The 16,549-nt window shown below is 43.6% G+C and carries 15 protein-coding genes and 1 tRNA gene; 8 read left to right on the forward strand and 8 right to left on the reverse strand.

The features are described 5' to 3' along the window. Window positions 1-89 precede the first annotated feature (89 nt). The 3 genes from PQ461_RS21160 to PQ461_RS14990 are packed head-to-tail and all read left to right on the forward strand — an operon-like array spanning window position 90 to window position 5,588. On the forward strand, window positions 90-1,661 hold the full coding sequence (locus tag PQ461_RS21160; RefSeq protein ID WP_337993471.1) for an efflux RND transporter permease subunit: 1,572 nt from the start codon (window positions 90-92) through the stop codon (window positions 1,659-1,661). Then, window positions 1,591-4,443, forward strand: a complete 2,853-nt coding sequence (locus tag PQ461_RS14985; protein WP_337993472.1) for a CusA/CzcA family heavy metal efflux RND transporter — start codon at window positions 1,591-1,593, stop codon at window positions 4,441-4,443. The genes PQ461_RS21160 and PQ461_RS14985 overlap by 71 nt, the downstream gene beginning before the upstream one ends. An 11-nt stretch (window positions 4,444-4,454) precedes the next feature. Beyond that, the gene (locus tag PQ461_RS14990) at window positions 4,455-5,588 is read left to right on the forward strand and encodes an efflux RND transporter periplasmic adaptor subunit (RefSeq protein ID WP_274206344.1); all 1,134 of its coding nucleotides are present in this window, start codon (window positions 4,455-4,457) and stop codon (window positions 5,586-5,588) included. 225 nt (window positions 5,589-5,813) lie between these two features. On the opposite strand, the gene PQ461_RS14995 is transcribed toward PQ461_RS14990, so the two are convergent. The 6 genes from PQ461_RS14995 to PQ461_RS15020 all read right to left on the reverse strand — a co-directional run bounded on the left by PQ461_RS14995 (window position 5,814) and on the right by PQ461_RS15020 (window position 12,342). Continuing rightward, entirely contained in the window at window positions 5,814-6,845 is a 1,032-nt protein-coding gene (locus tag PQ461_RS14995) for a hemin-degrading factor (protein WP_274206345.1), read from the reverse strand. A gap of 11 nt (window positions 6,846-6,856) precedes the next feature. Beyond that, window positions 6,857-7,648 carry a heme ABC transporter ATP-binding protein gene (locus PQ461_RS15000; protein ID WP_274206346.1) on the reverse strand — a complete coding sequence of 264 codons (792 nt, stop codon included), beginning with the start codon at window positions 7,646-7,648 and terminating at the stop codon, window positions 6,857-6,859. Then, window positions 7,645-8,694 carry a FecCD family ABC transporter permease gene (locus tag PQ461_RS15005; protein ID WP_274206347.1) on the reverse strand — a complete coding sequence of 350 codons (1,050 nt, stop codon included), beginning with the start codon at window positions 8,692-8,694 and terminating at the stop codon, window positions 7,645-7,647. The genes PQ461_RS15000 and PQ461_RS15005 overlap by 4 nt, the downstream gene beginning before the upstream one ends. Next, on the reverse strand, window positions 8,694-9,539 hold the full coding sequence (locus PQ461_RS15010; protein WP_274206348.1) for a heme/hemin ABC transporter substrate-binding protein: 846 nt from the start codon (window positions 9,537-9,539) through the stop codon (window positions 8,694-8,696). The genes PQ461_RS15005 and PQ461_RS15010 overlap by 1 nt, the downstream gene beginning before the upstream one ends. A 78-nt stretch (window positions 9,540-9,617) precedes the next feature. Next, window positions 9,618-10,226 carry an HmuY family protein gene (locus PQ461_RS15015; protein WP_274206349.1) on the reverse strand — a complete coding sequence of 203 codons (609 nt, stop codon included), beginning with the start codon at window positions 10,224-10,226 and terminating at the stop codon, window positions 9,618-9,620. Window positions 10,227-10,251: 25 nt separating this feature from the next. After that, a complete protein-coding gene (locus PQ461_RS15020) occupies window positions 10,252-12,342 on the reverse strand; it encodes a TonB-dependent receptor plug domain-containing protein (RefSeq protein ID WP_274206350.1) in 2,091 nt (696 codons plus the stop codon). 97 nt (window positions 12,343-12,439) lie between these two features. Here PQ461_RS15020 and PQ461_RS15025 point away from each other — a divergent pair, with 97 nt between their 5' ends. Further along, window positions 12,440-13,462 (forward strand): helix-turn-helix transcriptional regulator, encoded by a 1,023-nt coding sequence (locus tag PQ461_RS15025; RefSeq protein WP_274206351.1) that lies wholly within the window; start codon window positions 12,440-12,442, stop codon window positions 13,460-13,462. A gap of 51 nt (window positions 13,463-13,513) precedes the next feature. Next, entirely contained in the window at window positions 13,514-13,582 is a 69-nt protein-coding gene (locus tag PQ461_RS21245; protein ID WP_443192793.1) for a hypothetical protein, read from the forward strand. Window positions 13,583-13,808: 226 nt separating this feature from the next. Here the strand turns inward: PQ461_RS21245 and PQ461_RS21165 are convergent, their stop codons facing one another. Then, window positions 13,809-14,030 (reverse strand): phage integrase SAM-like domain-containing protein, encoded by a 222-nt coding sequence (locus tag PQ461_RS21165; RefSeq protein WP_337993473.1) that lies wholly within the window; start codon window positions 14,028-14,030, stop codon window positions 13,809-13,811. 252 nt (window positions 14,031-14,282) lie between these two features. Beyond that, window positions 14,283-14,356, reverse strand: a tRNA-Ile gene (locus tag PQ461_RS15035). Window positions 14,357-14,421: 65 nt separating this feature from the next. On the opposite strand from PQ461_RS15035, the gene PQ461_RS15040 reads away from it, so the two are divergent. From PQ461_RS15040 to PQ461_RS15050, 3 genes are read left to right on the forward strand one after another with little or no spacing between them, the layout of a single operon-like run. Continuing rightward, window positions 14,422-15,057: an HAD family hydrolase gene (locus PQ461_RS15040; RefSeq protein ID WP_274206353.1), complete on the forward strand. Its 636-nt coding sequence runs from the start codon at window positions 14,422-14,424 to the stop codon at window positions 15,055-15,057. A gap of 46 nt (window positions 15,058-15,103) precedes the next feature. After that, complete coding sequence (locus PQ461_RS15045) at window positions 15,104-15,880, forward strand: DUF1223 domain-containing protein (protein WP_274206354.1); 777 nt, start codon at window positions 15,104-15,106, stop codon at window positions 15,878-15,880. A 39-nt stretch (window positions 15,881-15,919) separates the two neighbouring features. Further along, window positions 15,920-16,492, forward strand: a complete 573-nt coding sequence (locus tag PQ461_RS15050; protein WP_274206355.1) for a hypothetical protein — start codon at window positions 15,920-15,922, stop codon at window positions 16,490-16,492. The last annotated feature ends 57 nt before the right edge of the window (window positions 16,493-16,549 follow it).

The following is a 16,549-nucleotide window of genomic DNA, read 5'->3' on the forward strand; positions in this document are numbered from 1 at the left end:
AGTCTTTCTTTCAAGCTTATTTATCGTGCTTAGCATGGCTATTTCTGCTACGCGGTACTTTCTGAATTACTAATTTTCAATATCTTATTATGTTAAACCATATTATCGCTTTTTCCGTAAGGAATAAGCTGATCATCGGGCTTTTTGTCATTGCCCTGATTGGCTATGGAAGCTACCAGCTTACCAGGCTTCCCATTGATGCCGTACCTGATATAACCAACAACCAGGTACAGGTTATTACCGTGGCCCCGTCATTCGGAGCTACGGATATCGAACGTTTAGTTACCTACCCCATAGAACAGGCCAATAGTAATATTTCGGGCCTTAAAGAAATCCGCAGCTTTTCCAGGTTCGGCCTTTCACTGGTCACTATCGTATTTGACGATGTCACCGATATTTATTGGGCGCGGCAGCAGGTGTCCGAGCGTTTACAAAAAGTACAAAGCCAGATACCTTCCGGTATCGGCACACCCGAGCTGGGCCCGGTAAGTACAGGGCTGGGCGAAATTTATCAATATGTGGTGCGCCCTAAAAAAGGCTACGCAGGTAAATACAACGAAACAGACCTGCGTACCATACAGGACTGGATCGTCCGCCGCCAGCTTCTGGGTGTTAAAGGCGTGGCCGAGGTAAGCAGTTTTGGCGGCAAACTGAAGCAATATTCCATCGAGGTTGATCCTAATAAATTGTTTTCGCACAATCTGACGATTACCGATGTATTCAAAGCACTGGAGAATAACAACCAGAACACCGGAGGTGCTTATATCGAAAAAGGACCGACTGTGCTCTACATCCGCAGCCAGGGATTGATCGGTAGTATAGAAGACATCAATAATACGGTGATCAAAACCACCACCGGCGGATCACCTATTTTTATCAGAGACGTAGCTGATGTTAAAATAGGCTACGCTACCCGGTTTGGTGCGATGTGTTATAATGACGAAGGTGAAGTTGCCGGTGCAGTGGTAATGATGCTGAAAGGCGCCAACAGCAGCGAAGTGATTAAAAATGTAAAGGCGCGCATCGTACAGATCCAGAAAACCATGCCCGAAGGCGTGGTGATCGAGCCATTCCTGGACCGGACCAAAATGGTGAACAATGCGATCGGTACGGTAGAGCATAACCTGCTGGAAGGCGCACTGATTGTGGTATTTGTGCTGGTATTGTTCCTCGGCAATTTCAGGGCCGGGTTGCTCGTCGCTTCCGTAATTCCACTGGCCATGTTGTTTGCCATCATCATGATGAACCTGTTTGGCGTAAGCGGTAACCTGATGAGCCTGGGGGCGCTGGATTTTGGTTTGATTGTAGACGGGGCCGTTATTATTGTAGAAGCGGTTATGCACACGCTTAGCCACAGTAAACAATTTAAAAGTATTGGAACCCTGGAACAGGATGATATGGACAAGGAGGTAAACAGCGCTGCCAGCAAGATGATGAACAGCGCCGTATTTGGCCAGATCATTATCCTGGTGGTGTATCTGCCTATCTTCACTTTACAGGGCATTGAAGGTAAAATGTTTAAGCCTATGGCACAAACGGTAGCATTTGCTTTATTGGGCGCTTTTATTTTATCTCTTACCTATAATCCCTATGATGAGTGCAGTCTTTCTGAGCAAGAAGATAAAGCACCAACCGAACATTTCAGACAGGCTGATGGCTAAAGTAGAAAAAGCATACCAGTCAGGCCTTAACCGTATCATCGCTTTTCCGAAAATCGTATTGTTAGCTGTTATCGGCCTGTTCCTATTTTCGGCCTATGTTTTAACCACACTAGGCGGCGAGTTTATCCCGGCGCTGGAAGAAGGTGATTTTGCCGTTGATACCCGCGTACTAACGGGCAGCAGTCTGCATACAACTATCACTAATACCCAAAAAGCAGCCCATATCTTAAAAACACAGTTCCCTGAAGTAGAAAAAGTGGTCACCAAAATTGGCAGTGGCGAGGTGCCCACCGACCCTATGCCGATGGATGCCAGCGATATGATGGTGATCCTGAAACCCAAGGATGAGTGGACATCAGCCAAAACCTTTAATGAGCTTTCTGAAAAAATGGGCAGGGCTTTGCAGGCTGTTCCGGGTGTTACCGCGGGCTTCCAGTTCCCGGTGCAGATGCGCTTTAACGAGCTGATGACCGGCGCACGCCAGGATGTAGTTTGTAAAATATTCGGCGAAGACCTTGATACCCTTGCGGTTTATGCCAACAAGCTGGGTAAGATCATCAATACGGTTGAGGGTGCTAAAAACCTATATGTGGAGGCAGTTGCGGGTATGCCGCAGATCATCATTAATTATAATCGCAGCGCCATAGCACAGTACAACCTCAATATCACCGATATTAACAAAGTGGTTAACACGGCGCTGGCCGGGCAAAGCACCGGAACCGTGTTTGAAGGCGAAAAGCGCTTTGACGTAGTGGTCAGGATAAGCGGTGAACAGAAAAAAGATCTGAAGGATATTCAAAATTTACTGATCCCGACACCGGGAGGTACGCAAGTCCCTTTGTATCAATTGGCCGACGTGCAGATCAAAGATGGGCCCAACCAGATACAGCGGGAGGATGCTAAACGCCGTATTGTAGTGGGATTTAATGTTCGCGGCAGGGATGTACAAACCATTGTAAACGAGTTGCAGGCCAGGGTGGATCAGCAACTTAAATTCCCGGCGGGGTACTATGTAACCTACGGTGGTGCCTTTGAAAACCTTAATGCTGCCAAACAGCGCCTGATGATCGCGGTGCCGGTTTCGCTACTGCTTATTTTTTTACTGCTGTACTTCGCTTTTAACTCCATCAGGCAGGGATTACTGATCTACTCCGCAATTCCTTTGTCAGCCATCGGGGGTATCCTTTTCCTGGCCCTGCGGGGCATGCCATTCAGTATAAGTGCAGGTGTGGGCTTCATTGCTTTGTTTGGCGTAGCCGTGCTTAACGGCATTGTATTGATCTCTGAGTTTAATCAGTTAAAAAAAGAAGGGATGACCGATTTGAAACGTATCGTGTTAATGGGTACCAAAGTAAGGCTAAGGCCGGTACTCATGACCGCATTTGTAGCCTCGCTGGGATTTTTCCCTATGGCTATCAGTAACGGTGCAGGCGCCGAAGTGCAAAGGCCTTTGGCTACAGTAGTGATAGGCGGGCTGCTGATTGCCACTTTTCTGACTTTATTCGTATTGCCCGTTTTGTACATCATGTTTGAAAAAGGGTTTAAGATGGTACTGGGCAAAAAAACAACCACCATGCTGTCCATTTTTCTGCTGACTATGATAGGCCAGGCATCCAACGCGCAAACACCAATTACACTTAAAGCTGCTATTGATACTGCCTTGAAAAACAATTTGCAGGCGAAACATGAGCAGTTAAAGGCAAAATACCAGCAAATGCTGATGGGCACATCGGCTAACATATCGCAAGCCACCCTGTTTGGCGAGGCGGGGCAGATTAACAGTAGCTATACGGACACTAAGTTTGGCCTATCACAAGCATTCAACTTTCCTACGGTTTACAGCAGGCAAAAGGAACTTTTAAAAGCCGATTGGAAAAACAGTGTATTGAGCGCTGCCGTCAATGAAGCGCAGTTAAAAAAGCAAGTGAGCCAGGTGTACTATGCGCTGGTTTATACAGAACAAAAAAAGCAGCTACTAAAGCATACCGATAGCCTGTACCTGGGGTTTTATAAAAAGGCTGAGTTGCGGCTGGCTAAAGGCGAAACCAATATACTGGAGAAAACCAGCGCCGAAACCTTGCTGGGGCAGGTACAAATGCAATTGAACCAGTTGAAAGAAGATGAAGCCCTTTTGCAATTGCAGTTCCAACTGTTGCTGAATTCTACGAAAGTGTTCACAACAACCGGCGCCAGTCATAAATTAAGTCTGATTGCTATGGATGACAGCCTTAATTTAAAGGAACACCCGGCGGTAAAATTAATAGCACAGCAACAGCAAATTGCGGATGCCGCGATCCGCGTTGAAAAAAGCAGGCTTTTACCTGACCTGACCATCGGCTATAATAATACCAGTATAAAGGGTATCGGAGCTGATAACAAGCTTTATAATGGCGCGAACCGGTTTAATTCGGTGCAGGTGGGCATTGGTATCCCCATTTTCGCCGGTGCCCAAAAAGCCAGGATCAGCAGCGCCCGCGTGAACAAACAGCTGGCAGAGAGTAATCTTGCGCTAACGGTACAAAACATAACATCGGCTTACCGGGCGGCAGACCTCCAATACCAAAAATATCTTCGGGCGGTATCCTATTTTGAAGGCAAACCCTTAAAAAATGCCGAACTGATTACCAATACGGCCAATCAGCAAATTGCGGCCGGCAATATCAACTACCTGGAGTGGGTACAACTGGTTAACCAGGCCATCGCGATCAAAAATGATTACCTGGAGGCTGTTCGCAATCTCAACGAAGCGGTCATACAACTTAACTATTTTTCCAATAACTAAAAATTCAGACCATGAAATCCATCATATATTTATCGGCAATCGTGCTAACCTTATCCGCCTGCGGCGATAAAAAACCGTCAACAGCAACAACGGACAAGACAGGCAATCCTAATATCGTAACGCTTACAGCCGCACAGTTGGAAAATGCGGCTATCAGCACCGGTAAGATCGGGCAAAAGGAAATATCGTCCATATTAAAACTCAACGGTAAGATTGATGTCCCGCCGCAAAACATGGTTTCCATCAGTGTGCCTTTAGGCGGATATTTAAAATCCACCAAATTGTTACCGGGCATGCACGTGAACAAGGGCGAAGCAATTGCGATTATCGAAGATCAGCAATACATCCAGTTACAACAGGATTACCTGACCGCGAAAGCCAGGATAGGCTACCTTGAAAATGAATATAACCGTCAAAGAGACCTTAACCAGAGTAAAGCCAGCAGCGACAAAGTTTTTCAGCAAGCCGAAGCCGAATACAGGAGCCAGCAGGTTTTAATCAGTTCTTTAGCCGAGAAACTACAGCTTATCGGGATCAACGCACGAAACATCAGTGCAGGAAAAATATCGCGGAGTGTGAATATTTATTCGCCGATCAGCGGCTTTGTATCTAAGGTCAATGTTAATATCGGCAAATACGTATCCCCTACTGAAGTACTCTTTGAACTGGTTAACCCTACAGATATTCACCTGGCGCTGAAAGTGTACGAGAAGGATCTGGATAAATTATACATCGGTCAAAAGCTGGTGGCCTATACCAACAATCAGCCTGAAAAAAAGCATAATGCCGAGATATTACTGATCGGCCGTGATCTTTCTGGCGACAGAAACGCGGATGTACACTGTCATTTTGAAAATTATGACAAAACACTGGTGCCCGGTACCTATATGAATGCCGACATACAGGTCAGAAATACTCGGGCTTATGCCATAAGCAACGAAGCCATTGTGCAGTTTGAGGGCGAACAGTATATCTATAAAGTTATTGGGAACCGTCAGTTTGAGATGACTCCGGTAAATACCGGTGAAAGTGAAAATGGGTTTACAGAAATCCTTTCGCCGACAAAAGACATGACCTCGAACGCTGTTTTCGTGACTAAAGGTGCGTATTCGTTATTAATGATGATGAAAAACAAAGCCGAATAACAGGATCTGAATTAAAACAACTAAGTGCCAGTATGCAGGGCACAGATGAAGCAGGAATCGTCAACTTTTCGGGTGCAATTCAAGTGATCAGGCATTTGTTAATTAGATACGCTTGCTTTCCATATTTCATTTTAACATAAGCCACTCATTGTTTGACTTGATTTGTCGCCTGCATTACCTGTGGCGCTTATTAGCTATGCCACAGGTAACCAGGACTTTTTTAATTTAAATGATAGCAGTGCTGTCTGTAAGCAGGGTTCTCCATCCTTCGCTTTCAGGAATGCCGGGCTTACGCTTACCAAAAAACTGGACGATAGTATTACCATCTTTATCAAATACTTCGATACTATGTACCCAGCCATCAATAGTCGGCTTTTTAACCAGCCAAACGGCATTTATGCCATCCATGCGCAAATGCATATTGAAATCAGGATCAAGTACATTAAACCAGGGACCTGTTTCTACCAATTTTACAATTGGGCCGGTATGGATCTGGATGCAACCCGGACTGCCGGTAAAAACCATGATTTCTTGTCCGCTTGCAGCTGCGTTCTCAAGAATGGTCTTTAATGTACTTAACTCTAATCTGAACGCGTATCCCTCTGGTGCCAAACGCAGGGCTTGCGTGCGGGTGAGTTGATGCTTTTTTAATAAGGGATGAAAATCATGCGTATCCTGCAATGCTTTCCAACTTTCCTGAAACTCATTAACGTTGATCTCGTGATCAGGTAGTTCGGCTACAGGGGCAGACGCTGGCAATGCCGTTAACGTTTCCTGCTGATCATTTGCTGTATATTTTTTTACCAAATTATGGTAAGCTTGTTGATCGCTTTCCTCAATCAAATAAATTTTGTGCACCGCCTCGCCGCTTTTATCAAAGAATTGCAGACTATAGCGGTCCGACTCGTTAACGGCAAAGCCAAAAGCCCAATAGTTCATAAATAAACGTAGATCGATATCGGGCGTAACCACCAGACCAACATGGCCGTTAAAAGAGGCTTTCTTGTAGATGCCTTTTCGCTCATGTACGCAATAGTCGTTACGGGTCAGGGCCATTACCTTGCCTAAAGTGTTTATTTCTTTCAGCAGTTCGGGAAAACGATCATTCAGCCTGATCACGTTTACGTCAATACCTGTATTTAACAATTCCGCTTCGCTCATACCTAATTGTTTTGCCGCGTCGCGGATCCGAACCTTAGGATTTTGTTCTTTAAAAGCATCCCATTGCGCTTTTATCGTTTGTATCGTACTTTCCATGTCGTTTTAGTTTAAGTGTTGTAATTAAATCGCCCGGCAGTGATGACCAGCGGGCAATTAAAGTTTTCATTATTCATCAGTTGCACCCTGATGCCAAAGGCATTGTGTATGTTTTCGCAGGTCACCACCTGTTGGGGTCTACCGAGAGCCTGAACTTTCCCTTGTTTCAGGATCATGATCTGATCGGCATAGGCAGCGGCCAGATTGATGTCATGAAGAATACAGATTACGCCATATCCCCGATCAGCCATAGCCCTTGCCTGAGTCAATAATTGTTGCTGGTGCAGCAGATCGAGGCCATTTGTTGGTTCATCCAACAAAAGCCAGCCATTTGGTACATCCTGTATCTGTGCAATGACGCGAGCCAACTGCACACGTTGCTGCTCGCCACCTGACAGGGTTTCATAGGTTCGCCCGGCCATTATGGTGATTCCTGTAGCCTGCATAGCTTCCATCACCACTTGTATATCGTGCTCGGTCGGTTGTCCATCAAAGTGCGGGTACCTGCCCATTAATACGATCTCTTTAACGGTGAATGAAAGACTGATGGTGTTATGCTGTGTTAACACAGACCGTTTGCGAGCAAGCTCCTTTAAAGGATAATCGTCCAGATTCTTACCATTAAACTGAATTTTCCCGGATGACGGCCGCATCTCGTTACAAAGTAATTTGAGCAGGGTACTTTTACCTGCACCATTGGCACCTATAATTGCCATGATCTTGCCTTGCTTCACTTCGAACGAAACATTACTTAAGATCTCCTTCTTTCCAGCGAAATAAGAAACATGGTTAACCTTGATCATACCTGTTGTTTTTTAATTTGTGCGCTGATCATATAAATAAATACCGGGGAACCTGCCAATGCAGTAACAATACCGATGGGTAATTCTGCAGGTGCTACCAGGGTGCGTGATACCAGATCAGCAAGGGTGAGCATGGCCGCTCCCAGGATAGCAGAGCCGGGTATAACCAGTCTGTTATCGGCGCCAAAGCCTATGCGGATGATATGCGGCACGACGAGGCCTACAAAGCTGATGATACCGGCAACGGCCACTGACGCTCCTACAGACATGGTAGCCAATAAAAGTACTACACGCTTTATATTATTAACGTTGAAGCCCATGTGCCCGGCTTGTGTTTCACCAAGGGCTATGGCATTTAGCGACTTGCCCATAAAGGGTAATACCAGAACCGGTATTGCAATAAAAGGCAATATACTGCCAACCGAAAGCCAGCTTGAGCCACCTAAACTTCCTAAACTCCAAAAGGTAAGATTTCGAAGTTGCTCATCAGTTGAGATATAGGTCAGCAAGCCTGTAAAAGAAAAAGCCAGCGCATTAATAGCGATACCTGTTAGCAGTAAGGCGGTAATCATGGTGCGCCCTTTGCGCATCGCCAGTTTATAAACGGCCAAAGCTGTAACCAATGCCCCTGAAAATGCCGCTACCGATAGCATGTAATAACTGTAGGTACTACCGATCATGGTTAACAGTTTCCCCCCGAATACTATGGTTAAGGCAGCAAATAATGTAGCCCCGGATGAAATGCCGATCAGCCCCGGCTCAGCCAATGGGTTACGAAATAAACCCTGGATTGCTGCACCTGCAATGGCCAGCGCCGCACCGATCAACACACCCGATAATACTCTTGGCAATCGCAGGTTAAGCATTACAGCCAGTTGCTGCGATGTAAACCCGGCCTTATGGCTTAAGCCGGTATGATAACTGATCATCGACCAGAGTTGATGAACCTGGATGTGTACGGCTCCAATGCATATCGAAGCGATAACAACCAGCACTAGCAACACCGATAAACCAAACAGTATGTAGCTGTGATTTTTAAGAACCATTAGTTGATTTTCTGTGCCAGTTCACCAACCGCTAATCCTAACCTCGGGCCAAAGCTGCTCACCAGTTCGCCATCCATCGTTATAAACCGCTTGTTTTTACCTGCATTGGTTTGCGCTACACCTTGTACATTTAGTAAACCCATTGCACCACCCAAACTATCCATGCCACTGCTGAATAATAAGATCACATCCGGATTAGCCGCAACTAAAGCTTCGGGCGTTAGGGGCTTAAAATCTTTGAAGCCGGTAACCGCATTAATGCCACCCGCCATCTCAATAATTTGCTGCATTTGTGTGCCTTCGCCAGCCACCATCATGGTACCGGTGCCACGGGCATAAATGAACAATACTTTGGGTTTACCAACCTTTTTAACTTTTGCAGCTGCAGCCAGGTCGCTGTTTAATTGCTTAATCAGCGGATCAGCCTTTTGCGGTCTGCCAAAAGCGGCCGCTACTTCTTTAATTAGCTTACGAGTGCCATCGGCAGAATAGATTTGCGTAAACAAAACCAGTTTAATGCCTGCACTTTTAAGTTGCGATACCAGTTCGGGCTTTAATTCACTTGATAAGCCCGTTACCACATCCGGTTGCAGGGTCAAAATGCCTTCAGCACTCAGGTTGCGGTTATGTCCTACTTTAGGTTTACTTTTCAGGCTGGCAGGATAATTACTGGTAATATCGGTACCAATAATATTGCTTTCCATACCAATGCCTGCCAATATTTCGCTCACGGTACCATTTACTGATACAATTTTGGGCGATACTTGTGCCCTGGCTCGCGGCGCATAGCTCATCATCCATATGATGAAGCTAAATAACAAGTATTTAGTATTTTTTACTTTCATGTTTTAGAAATTTAAATGCTCCGCCACCCTCGCGGTTTACGGAACATGAACCAACTATTCTGATACTTTTCAAATTGACTATTGTAAACTGGTGGTACCATTTGACTGGTAAGCATAACGGAAAGTGTAAATTCTTGACGCCGGCCTGGTAGTTAAATCGGCAAAGGCTGGCGTGGTAGTATCAGGGTTGCCTTTGTAATAGCTTTTCATTTCTATTTTGGCATAATTACCCGAACTGGTTTTCACCACGATAATTTTACCGGGAACCATTAAAATAGCATGCTGGGGTGCTGTGGTCGCTGTATAAGTATACCAGCCCGTAATGGCTGCTGCACCAATTGCGTCTGACTTGTAACCGCTTGCTGGCGCAGTAGTTAAATCAGTAAAAGTGCTGCTAACTACCTGAGCTTGTGTTGTACCTGTACCGGACGAACCGCCGTTGACGAAAATACTGGTGCCTGAAAATTTAATATCCCATTTTGTCCCGGTGGTATCTGCGCCCGTTACGATTGCATTGTTCGCCAGGCTGTAGTAAACGTTACCTTTTGAACCATCGAGATCTGTAACTGTGTTGGTTTTTAAGGTTGCTGCGGGCGCAACGCTATCATCATTGTTCTTGCTGCAGGCGCTCATTAAAAGTAAAGAGCTGCTTAATAGTCCTAATGCTAAAGTCTGTAGTCTGTTCATCTTATTTGTTTGTTTCGATTTATGGTTATTGTTTGTGAAAATTATAGGTGAAGCCAGCATAAAGCAATCGCCCCGGCAGGTTGCTAATGGTTAGTGGCTGTTTATAATCGCCCAGGTTTTCACCTGTTAGCTGAAACCGGATCTGGTTATGATAAAATAGCTTTGATACCGATGCATTAAAAAGCACATAACCTTTTACATATTCATCGTCGCGATTGACAATGCCGTTGCCATCGAGATCAGAGAAGCCGTATCTGCCCCTGTAAATAACCCTTACTGATGCAATAATGCCTGTTTGATCATCCTGATAGTTAAGACGGGCATTAGCCATGTTTTTTGAGCGGTTTAGCAAACCGCCATACATGCTTTTAGTTATTTTGACGGTTTCACGTGTTTTGGGATCAATACCAAACAGTTTTCCTGCCTTGATCTGGTCGAGCACATTGTGATCATAAGCTTGCAGGTATTGATATCCGCCTGCTACAGTCCAATGCTTCAGGAAATTATAGCTAAAGTCTGTTTCCGCGCCTTGTGTATATACGCTGTGGATGTTGAAATATGAGTAAACCGATTGTCCGTTTGTTTTGATAGCGATAGGTTGCGCATCAATCAGATCCCGGATATTATTGCGAAAAAAGTTAGCCGTCCACATGAATGATTTTACCGGGCCATAACGGTAACCTAAGTTGTATCCCGTAGAACTCTCGGCATTTAAAGGCTGAAGATTATTTGGATTGATCAATATAGTTTGGATCTGTCCCTGCTGTTGGAGTTTTGCTACCTGTGCGGCCGCCTCTTCGTAACCAAACACACTGTATCCAACCACCGCATTCGTGAAATTGAGGTAGAGCTGACGGAAATCGGGTGCTTTGTAACCTTTACCTGTTGACCCAAGAATCACGAACTTATCTGATAACTGATAGCTTAACGCCAGTTTAGGACTGAATTGTGACCGGTAAACGCTGTGTGCATCAAAGCGCCCGCCGGCAATCACGTTCAGCTTTTTAATAGGTGTCCAATCGCCTTGTCCGTAAGCATATCCCGAGGTGAATGACTGTTTGGCATCATACCGGGTAGCATTCACCGTCTCGTATTGGGCGCCAGCGCCTGATGTTAATTTGAGCTTAGCGTAAACCCGGTAATCGCTTTGTACTTCGGCCCTGTTAAAAGCCTGGTTAAAATAAGTTTCATCATAAATCGCGTTCGTAGTAGTATAATTAAGCAGCGAAGTAGTTTGATAGGTAGACCGGTATAGCCTTAATTCACCAGCAAATTTTTCAGAAAAAAGATGGGTGATATATGGCGAAATACTAAAGTTATGCTCTGTCCCGCTGCCTGCTACTTGCCCGCTGTCTACCCGATAATTGTTATCTGTCGTGTTGGTGTAATTCCTTACCAGTAAACGCAAATCAGTATGAGGTGTGAGTTGATAGGTGATTCTTCCATTTACGGTATAGCCATAAAAAGGGGAGACTGTCGGGCTTCCCGAAGATGGGATCAGCGAATAGCCACCGCTGCTGTTACGGTTAATAAAGCCGGCTATGGATAACCTTGGTGTGGCATAAGCCGCGTTTAAAGAGACATCGGCATTTTTATTGGTACCATAACGCGTTGCTAGAGAAGCAGACGCACCCAATGGTGGCGTTGCCGATATGAGGTTAATCACACCGGCCATTGCCTCGCTGCCATATAATGAAGATACCGGGCCTTTTACCACTTCGATACGATCAATGCCGTTCGTGGTAATGCGGGCAAGGTCTAATATTCCGGTAGTGCGGCCGATGATGGGAAGCCCATCCAGCATAATCATGGTGTAATCAGCGCTGAAACCCTGGATCTGGATTCCCTGGCCATGTGCATCCGGTAATACCGACAAGCCGGTTTGTTCGTTTAATATTTCGTCCAATCTTACTAATCCCCTGTTTTTTATTTCTTTATTACTGATCGTGCTGACAGGCATTGGTACCGTCATTAAATCTTTTGCCGACCGGGTGGCAGTTACGATAACTTCTTTTAATTTTTTCGCTTTGCCGGTATCCCTTGCAGCAGTATCTATCTGTTGTGCGCTCATCTTTATTGAGATTAGCATCAACACACAGATAATTTTTTCTTTCATTTATTTAGACTAATTAAAAACAATAATGCAAATTTGTGCGAATCATACGTTTGGCAGTTAACGCAAAACGGATTTAATACAACGCGAAACGGATTTTATGAAAATCATCTTTACCTCACAGCTTTATCGGCAATCACAACTTCATTTGGTTTATCCCAAGGAATTCATCGGAACTATACCTATAGAACATCGTACCACATCTGCGGCAGCTGAGTTGGGAAACTTAAAAATCGAAGAATTATGGTTTGAAGGCGTCTGTTTGTTAAACAGCTGCTTTAATGCGAATGCCACTTTGGCAATGACATTACAGTGCGATAGTTTTTGCTGGGTGATGAATTTTGTATCGGATGGTGATTTGGTAGTAAAATCAAACGCGGAGGATATAGAACTTAAGTTACAAAAGGGCTGGTATCATACCTTTTATTGCTCGGCCTTAAATACGGATTTAATGGTAAACGGCCCCGCCGAAGTATTTACCATATGCCTTACCCAGCGCTTCATCCGTAAATTATTAGGCAAACAGGTTATGTCCTTTAATTTTGAAGGCGGTGGTCCGGAGCCGTTTACTTTGGTAACCACTGACGAATACTACGACGGCCGGTTTAAAGTACTGATCAAAGAAATGATACAAGCTGATCAGCCGGATTACATCCGAAGGATTTTTCTCGAAGCCAAAATATTGGAGCTGTTGTCGTTGCAATTAGAAAGGCTGGAAAGCAAACCACTCTCGCCCGGCAACTTTAGTAAAGAAGATATTTCGAGGTTGGAGGAAGCCAAAAATCTTGTAGCGCAAAACCTCCAGACCCCTTGCTCCCTCATTGAACTTGCCCGCAAAACAGGGCTGAATGATTTTAAACTGAAGAAAGGTTTTAAAGAGCTTTTTGGGCATACTGTATTTGGTTACCTGTCCGAGTTACGAATGAATTCGGCTTACCAATTATTAAAAGAAGGAAAAACGGTTAGTGAGGTATCAGAAATGGTGGGTTACAAAAATGCGCATCATTTCACATCGGCTTTTAAGAAGCGATATAACTTCTTACCCAGCCGGGTTGGTAAAATGATGATTTTGGTTTTTAGTGGGTATGCTTTTAGCGCCTTTTATGGCTGCTTTTGGGATTAATCTTTTTTTTGTTCTTGGAGACAATCGGACAACTCCATTGACTCCAGACACATTGGATTTATCCCCATTAAATCTGTAATTGGCAAGGTTATAGCTACTTTTCCTACTTATAAAAAATAACAATTGATCCATCTATTTTCCGATCATGTCCTTAATCGAATTAATGCCGTATTTATTAAAAACCTTAAAATATGAAAAAGATACTTAGTTTATTTGCGATTACTTTTTTAGGTATAAGTACCACATTTGCTAGTCCTCAAACAACCCAGAAATCTGAATCTACCAACAAAACAGCTGTCCACACCAAGAAGGACGTTCAGTTCCAATTCGGATAATTGTTCCCTGTTCACTTTTTGATTTTCAATTTGTAAGTTGCGAAAGGATCATTGTTTATCCACTGTAAATTCAGCGCAAGATTTACCATCTTTTTAAGACGAATGATGTGTTTCATAACGCCGTTGTTATTAAGAGGCTTCTGGTGATCTTTGGGTTTATGGTTCCAGAGGAACACTTCGACTGTGATGTTTGCATAAATTAAATTTTTGAGTTTAAATGTTTCATACTTCATCCCATTTTTTGAGGTAAACACAGGTAACACAAACACAATTTAAAACAGCTGCTTGAACAACTTTTTCATCCGTAACTCAATGTATTTCAGCAACTTGAATCGAATTGCGTTACCTAAGTTAAAAACAAAAAACAGGTAGTCGGATAGGTAACGAGAACCTTGGCTTTACAGAGGGTTGGAAAGGATAATTAATGACAAAACCCTCTAAATCGCTGATTTAGAGGGTTTTATACCGGCGTATTTACCGTTTCGTGCGCCCACCTGGGCTCGAACCAGGGACCAAAAGATTATGAGTCTTCTACTCTAACCGACTGAGCTATAGGCGCGGTTGAAAAACTTGCGTTTTCCGGGTGCAATTTTACATATTTGCGTCGAATTACCCAAACACAATATGCAAAACATTAAAAATATCATCTTTGATTATGGCAACGTAATCTTCTCTATTGATTTTGCCCGCGTACAAAATTCTTTTAAAGAATTGGGGGTCAGCAATGTAGCTGACTTTTTCGGGCACCTGAAACAGGATCCTATTTTTGATGATTTTGACCGCGGAAAAGTATCTGCCGAACAATTCCGCAAGCATATCCGTGAAATTACAGATAATCCAAACCTGAGTGATCTGCAAATTGATGCCGCCTGGAACAGCATTTTGATAGGTATTGCTGAGGGTAATCATGATTTGTTGCTGAAGTTGAAAGATAGGTACCGCATCTTTTTGTTAAGCAACATCAACGAAATTCATTACACATGGATAATGGATTACCTGAAGCGCGAATTTGATTTTGATGGCAACGACCATCTTTTCGAGAAAACCTATTACTCGCACCTGGTGGGTAAACGCAAACCCGAACCTGAAATATTTAAACAGGTACTTGATGAAAATGGCCTTAAACCGGAAGAAACTTTGTTTATCGACGACAGCCCGCAGCATCTTGAGTCGGCTAAGCAATTAGGCATCAATACTTTCCTGATGACTTATCCGGACACTATACAGAAATATTTCGAACGCAACGGCTTATTATCGTAAAGTTTTAAGTGTAAATAAGTAACTTCAATCAGGAGACTTATTCACCATGAAAAACTTAATTATTACTGCGGCAATCGCCAGCCTATTTCTAAGTGCCTCATTTAAACCTGCAGCACCACGCAAACAGATCGTATTAATGGGTGCTGCAGTGGTAGAACTATTTACTTCTGAAGGTTGCTCGAGTTGCCCACCGGCAGATGAAGCTTTGGCACGACTGGCAAAAGAGTACGCAGGCAAGCCTGTTTACCTGCTAAGTTTTCATGTGGATTACTGGGACAAACTGGGCTGGAAAGACCCATACAGCAACCCAGACTATACAGACCGACAAAAGGCTTATGCCAAACAACTAAATGCGCAAGCCTACACACCACAGGCTATTGTAAATGGCAAAAAGGAGTTAATAGGCTCACAAAGCGGAACGCTACACAACCTGATCAACGCTTCTCTTAAAATAATGCCGGAGAATGCGATTAGTGTAGGCGCATCCTTTCAAAACCTTGCCTTAACCGCAACTTACAAACTACATTCTGTTGATGACAACGACCTGGTTAATGTAGCTCTTGTACAAGATCATGCAACCGACCGCATCAGCGCCGGTGAAAATAAAGGCGCAACGCTAAGCCATATAAATGTGGTGCGTGTTTTTAAAACTGTAAAATCTAAGCAAAGCGGTGAGATCAAACTTGATATCCCAAAGGATTTATCTGGAAAGCCATTTAAGCTGATATTATACGTCCAAAACAAAAACGACCTGCACATTACAGCAGCTAATACTATGTCGCTTAGCCCTACGCGTGTAATTACAGTTTCCAAGTCGAAGTAAATAGTTTATTATTCATCGTATTCGGGCAAGAAGCCTTAAATGAAAACTGCCATATCGTTATTCTTTCTGATAGCTGCCAATATTTGCGGCTTCAATAATAGTATTGGGAAGCATTCAAACTATTTCCAACAAAATAATTTACCGCTGCAAGCCAGAGTAGTAGCCGAAATATATAAAAGATATGATTTGAAAAAATCTTCTTTAAATCATCTCTATCCTTTCGATGGGCATCCGGGAGACTCGACAGAAAGGTATAAATTGGATCAAAACAAGTTGAAGCTTTACTTCAAAAGTCTAAAAAACACACTTCCTGTATCTGATATTTTCATAAGCGACTTAAATCAAATTTACCAAGATGCAGGTATACAGTTATCACGCACTAAACAATATGACGGACCTATAGATGGCCTTGAGTATGATCTGATATATAAAATTCAGGAACCGGATGATATAATAAATCATCTCAATGAAATGAAAGTAATTACCATCCGGAATAAGAGTAAAAGCAGCTTCATAGTATTAGGCATTGGTAAGCATTTAAGAATCAATACCTACTTATCAAGATATAATAATACCTGGCTGATCGACCATCTTACACCTTATTATCTTTAAATACATTTTACCGATCTCAATTAAAATGTAAATTTTCTTTTTAAACATCTGATGTTT

This window comes from Mucilaginibacter sp. KACC 22063 (assembly GCF_028736115.1).
Taxonomy (GTDB): Bacteria; Bacteroidota; Bacteroidia; order Sphingobacteriales; family Sphingobacteriaceae; genus Mucilaginibacter.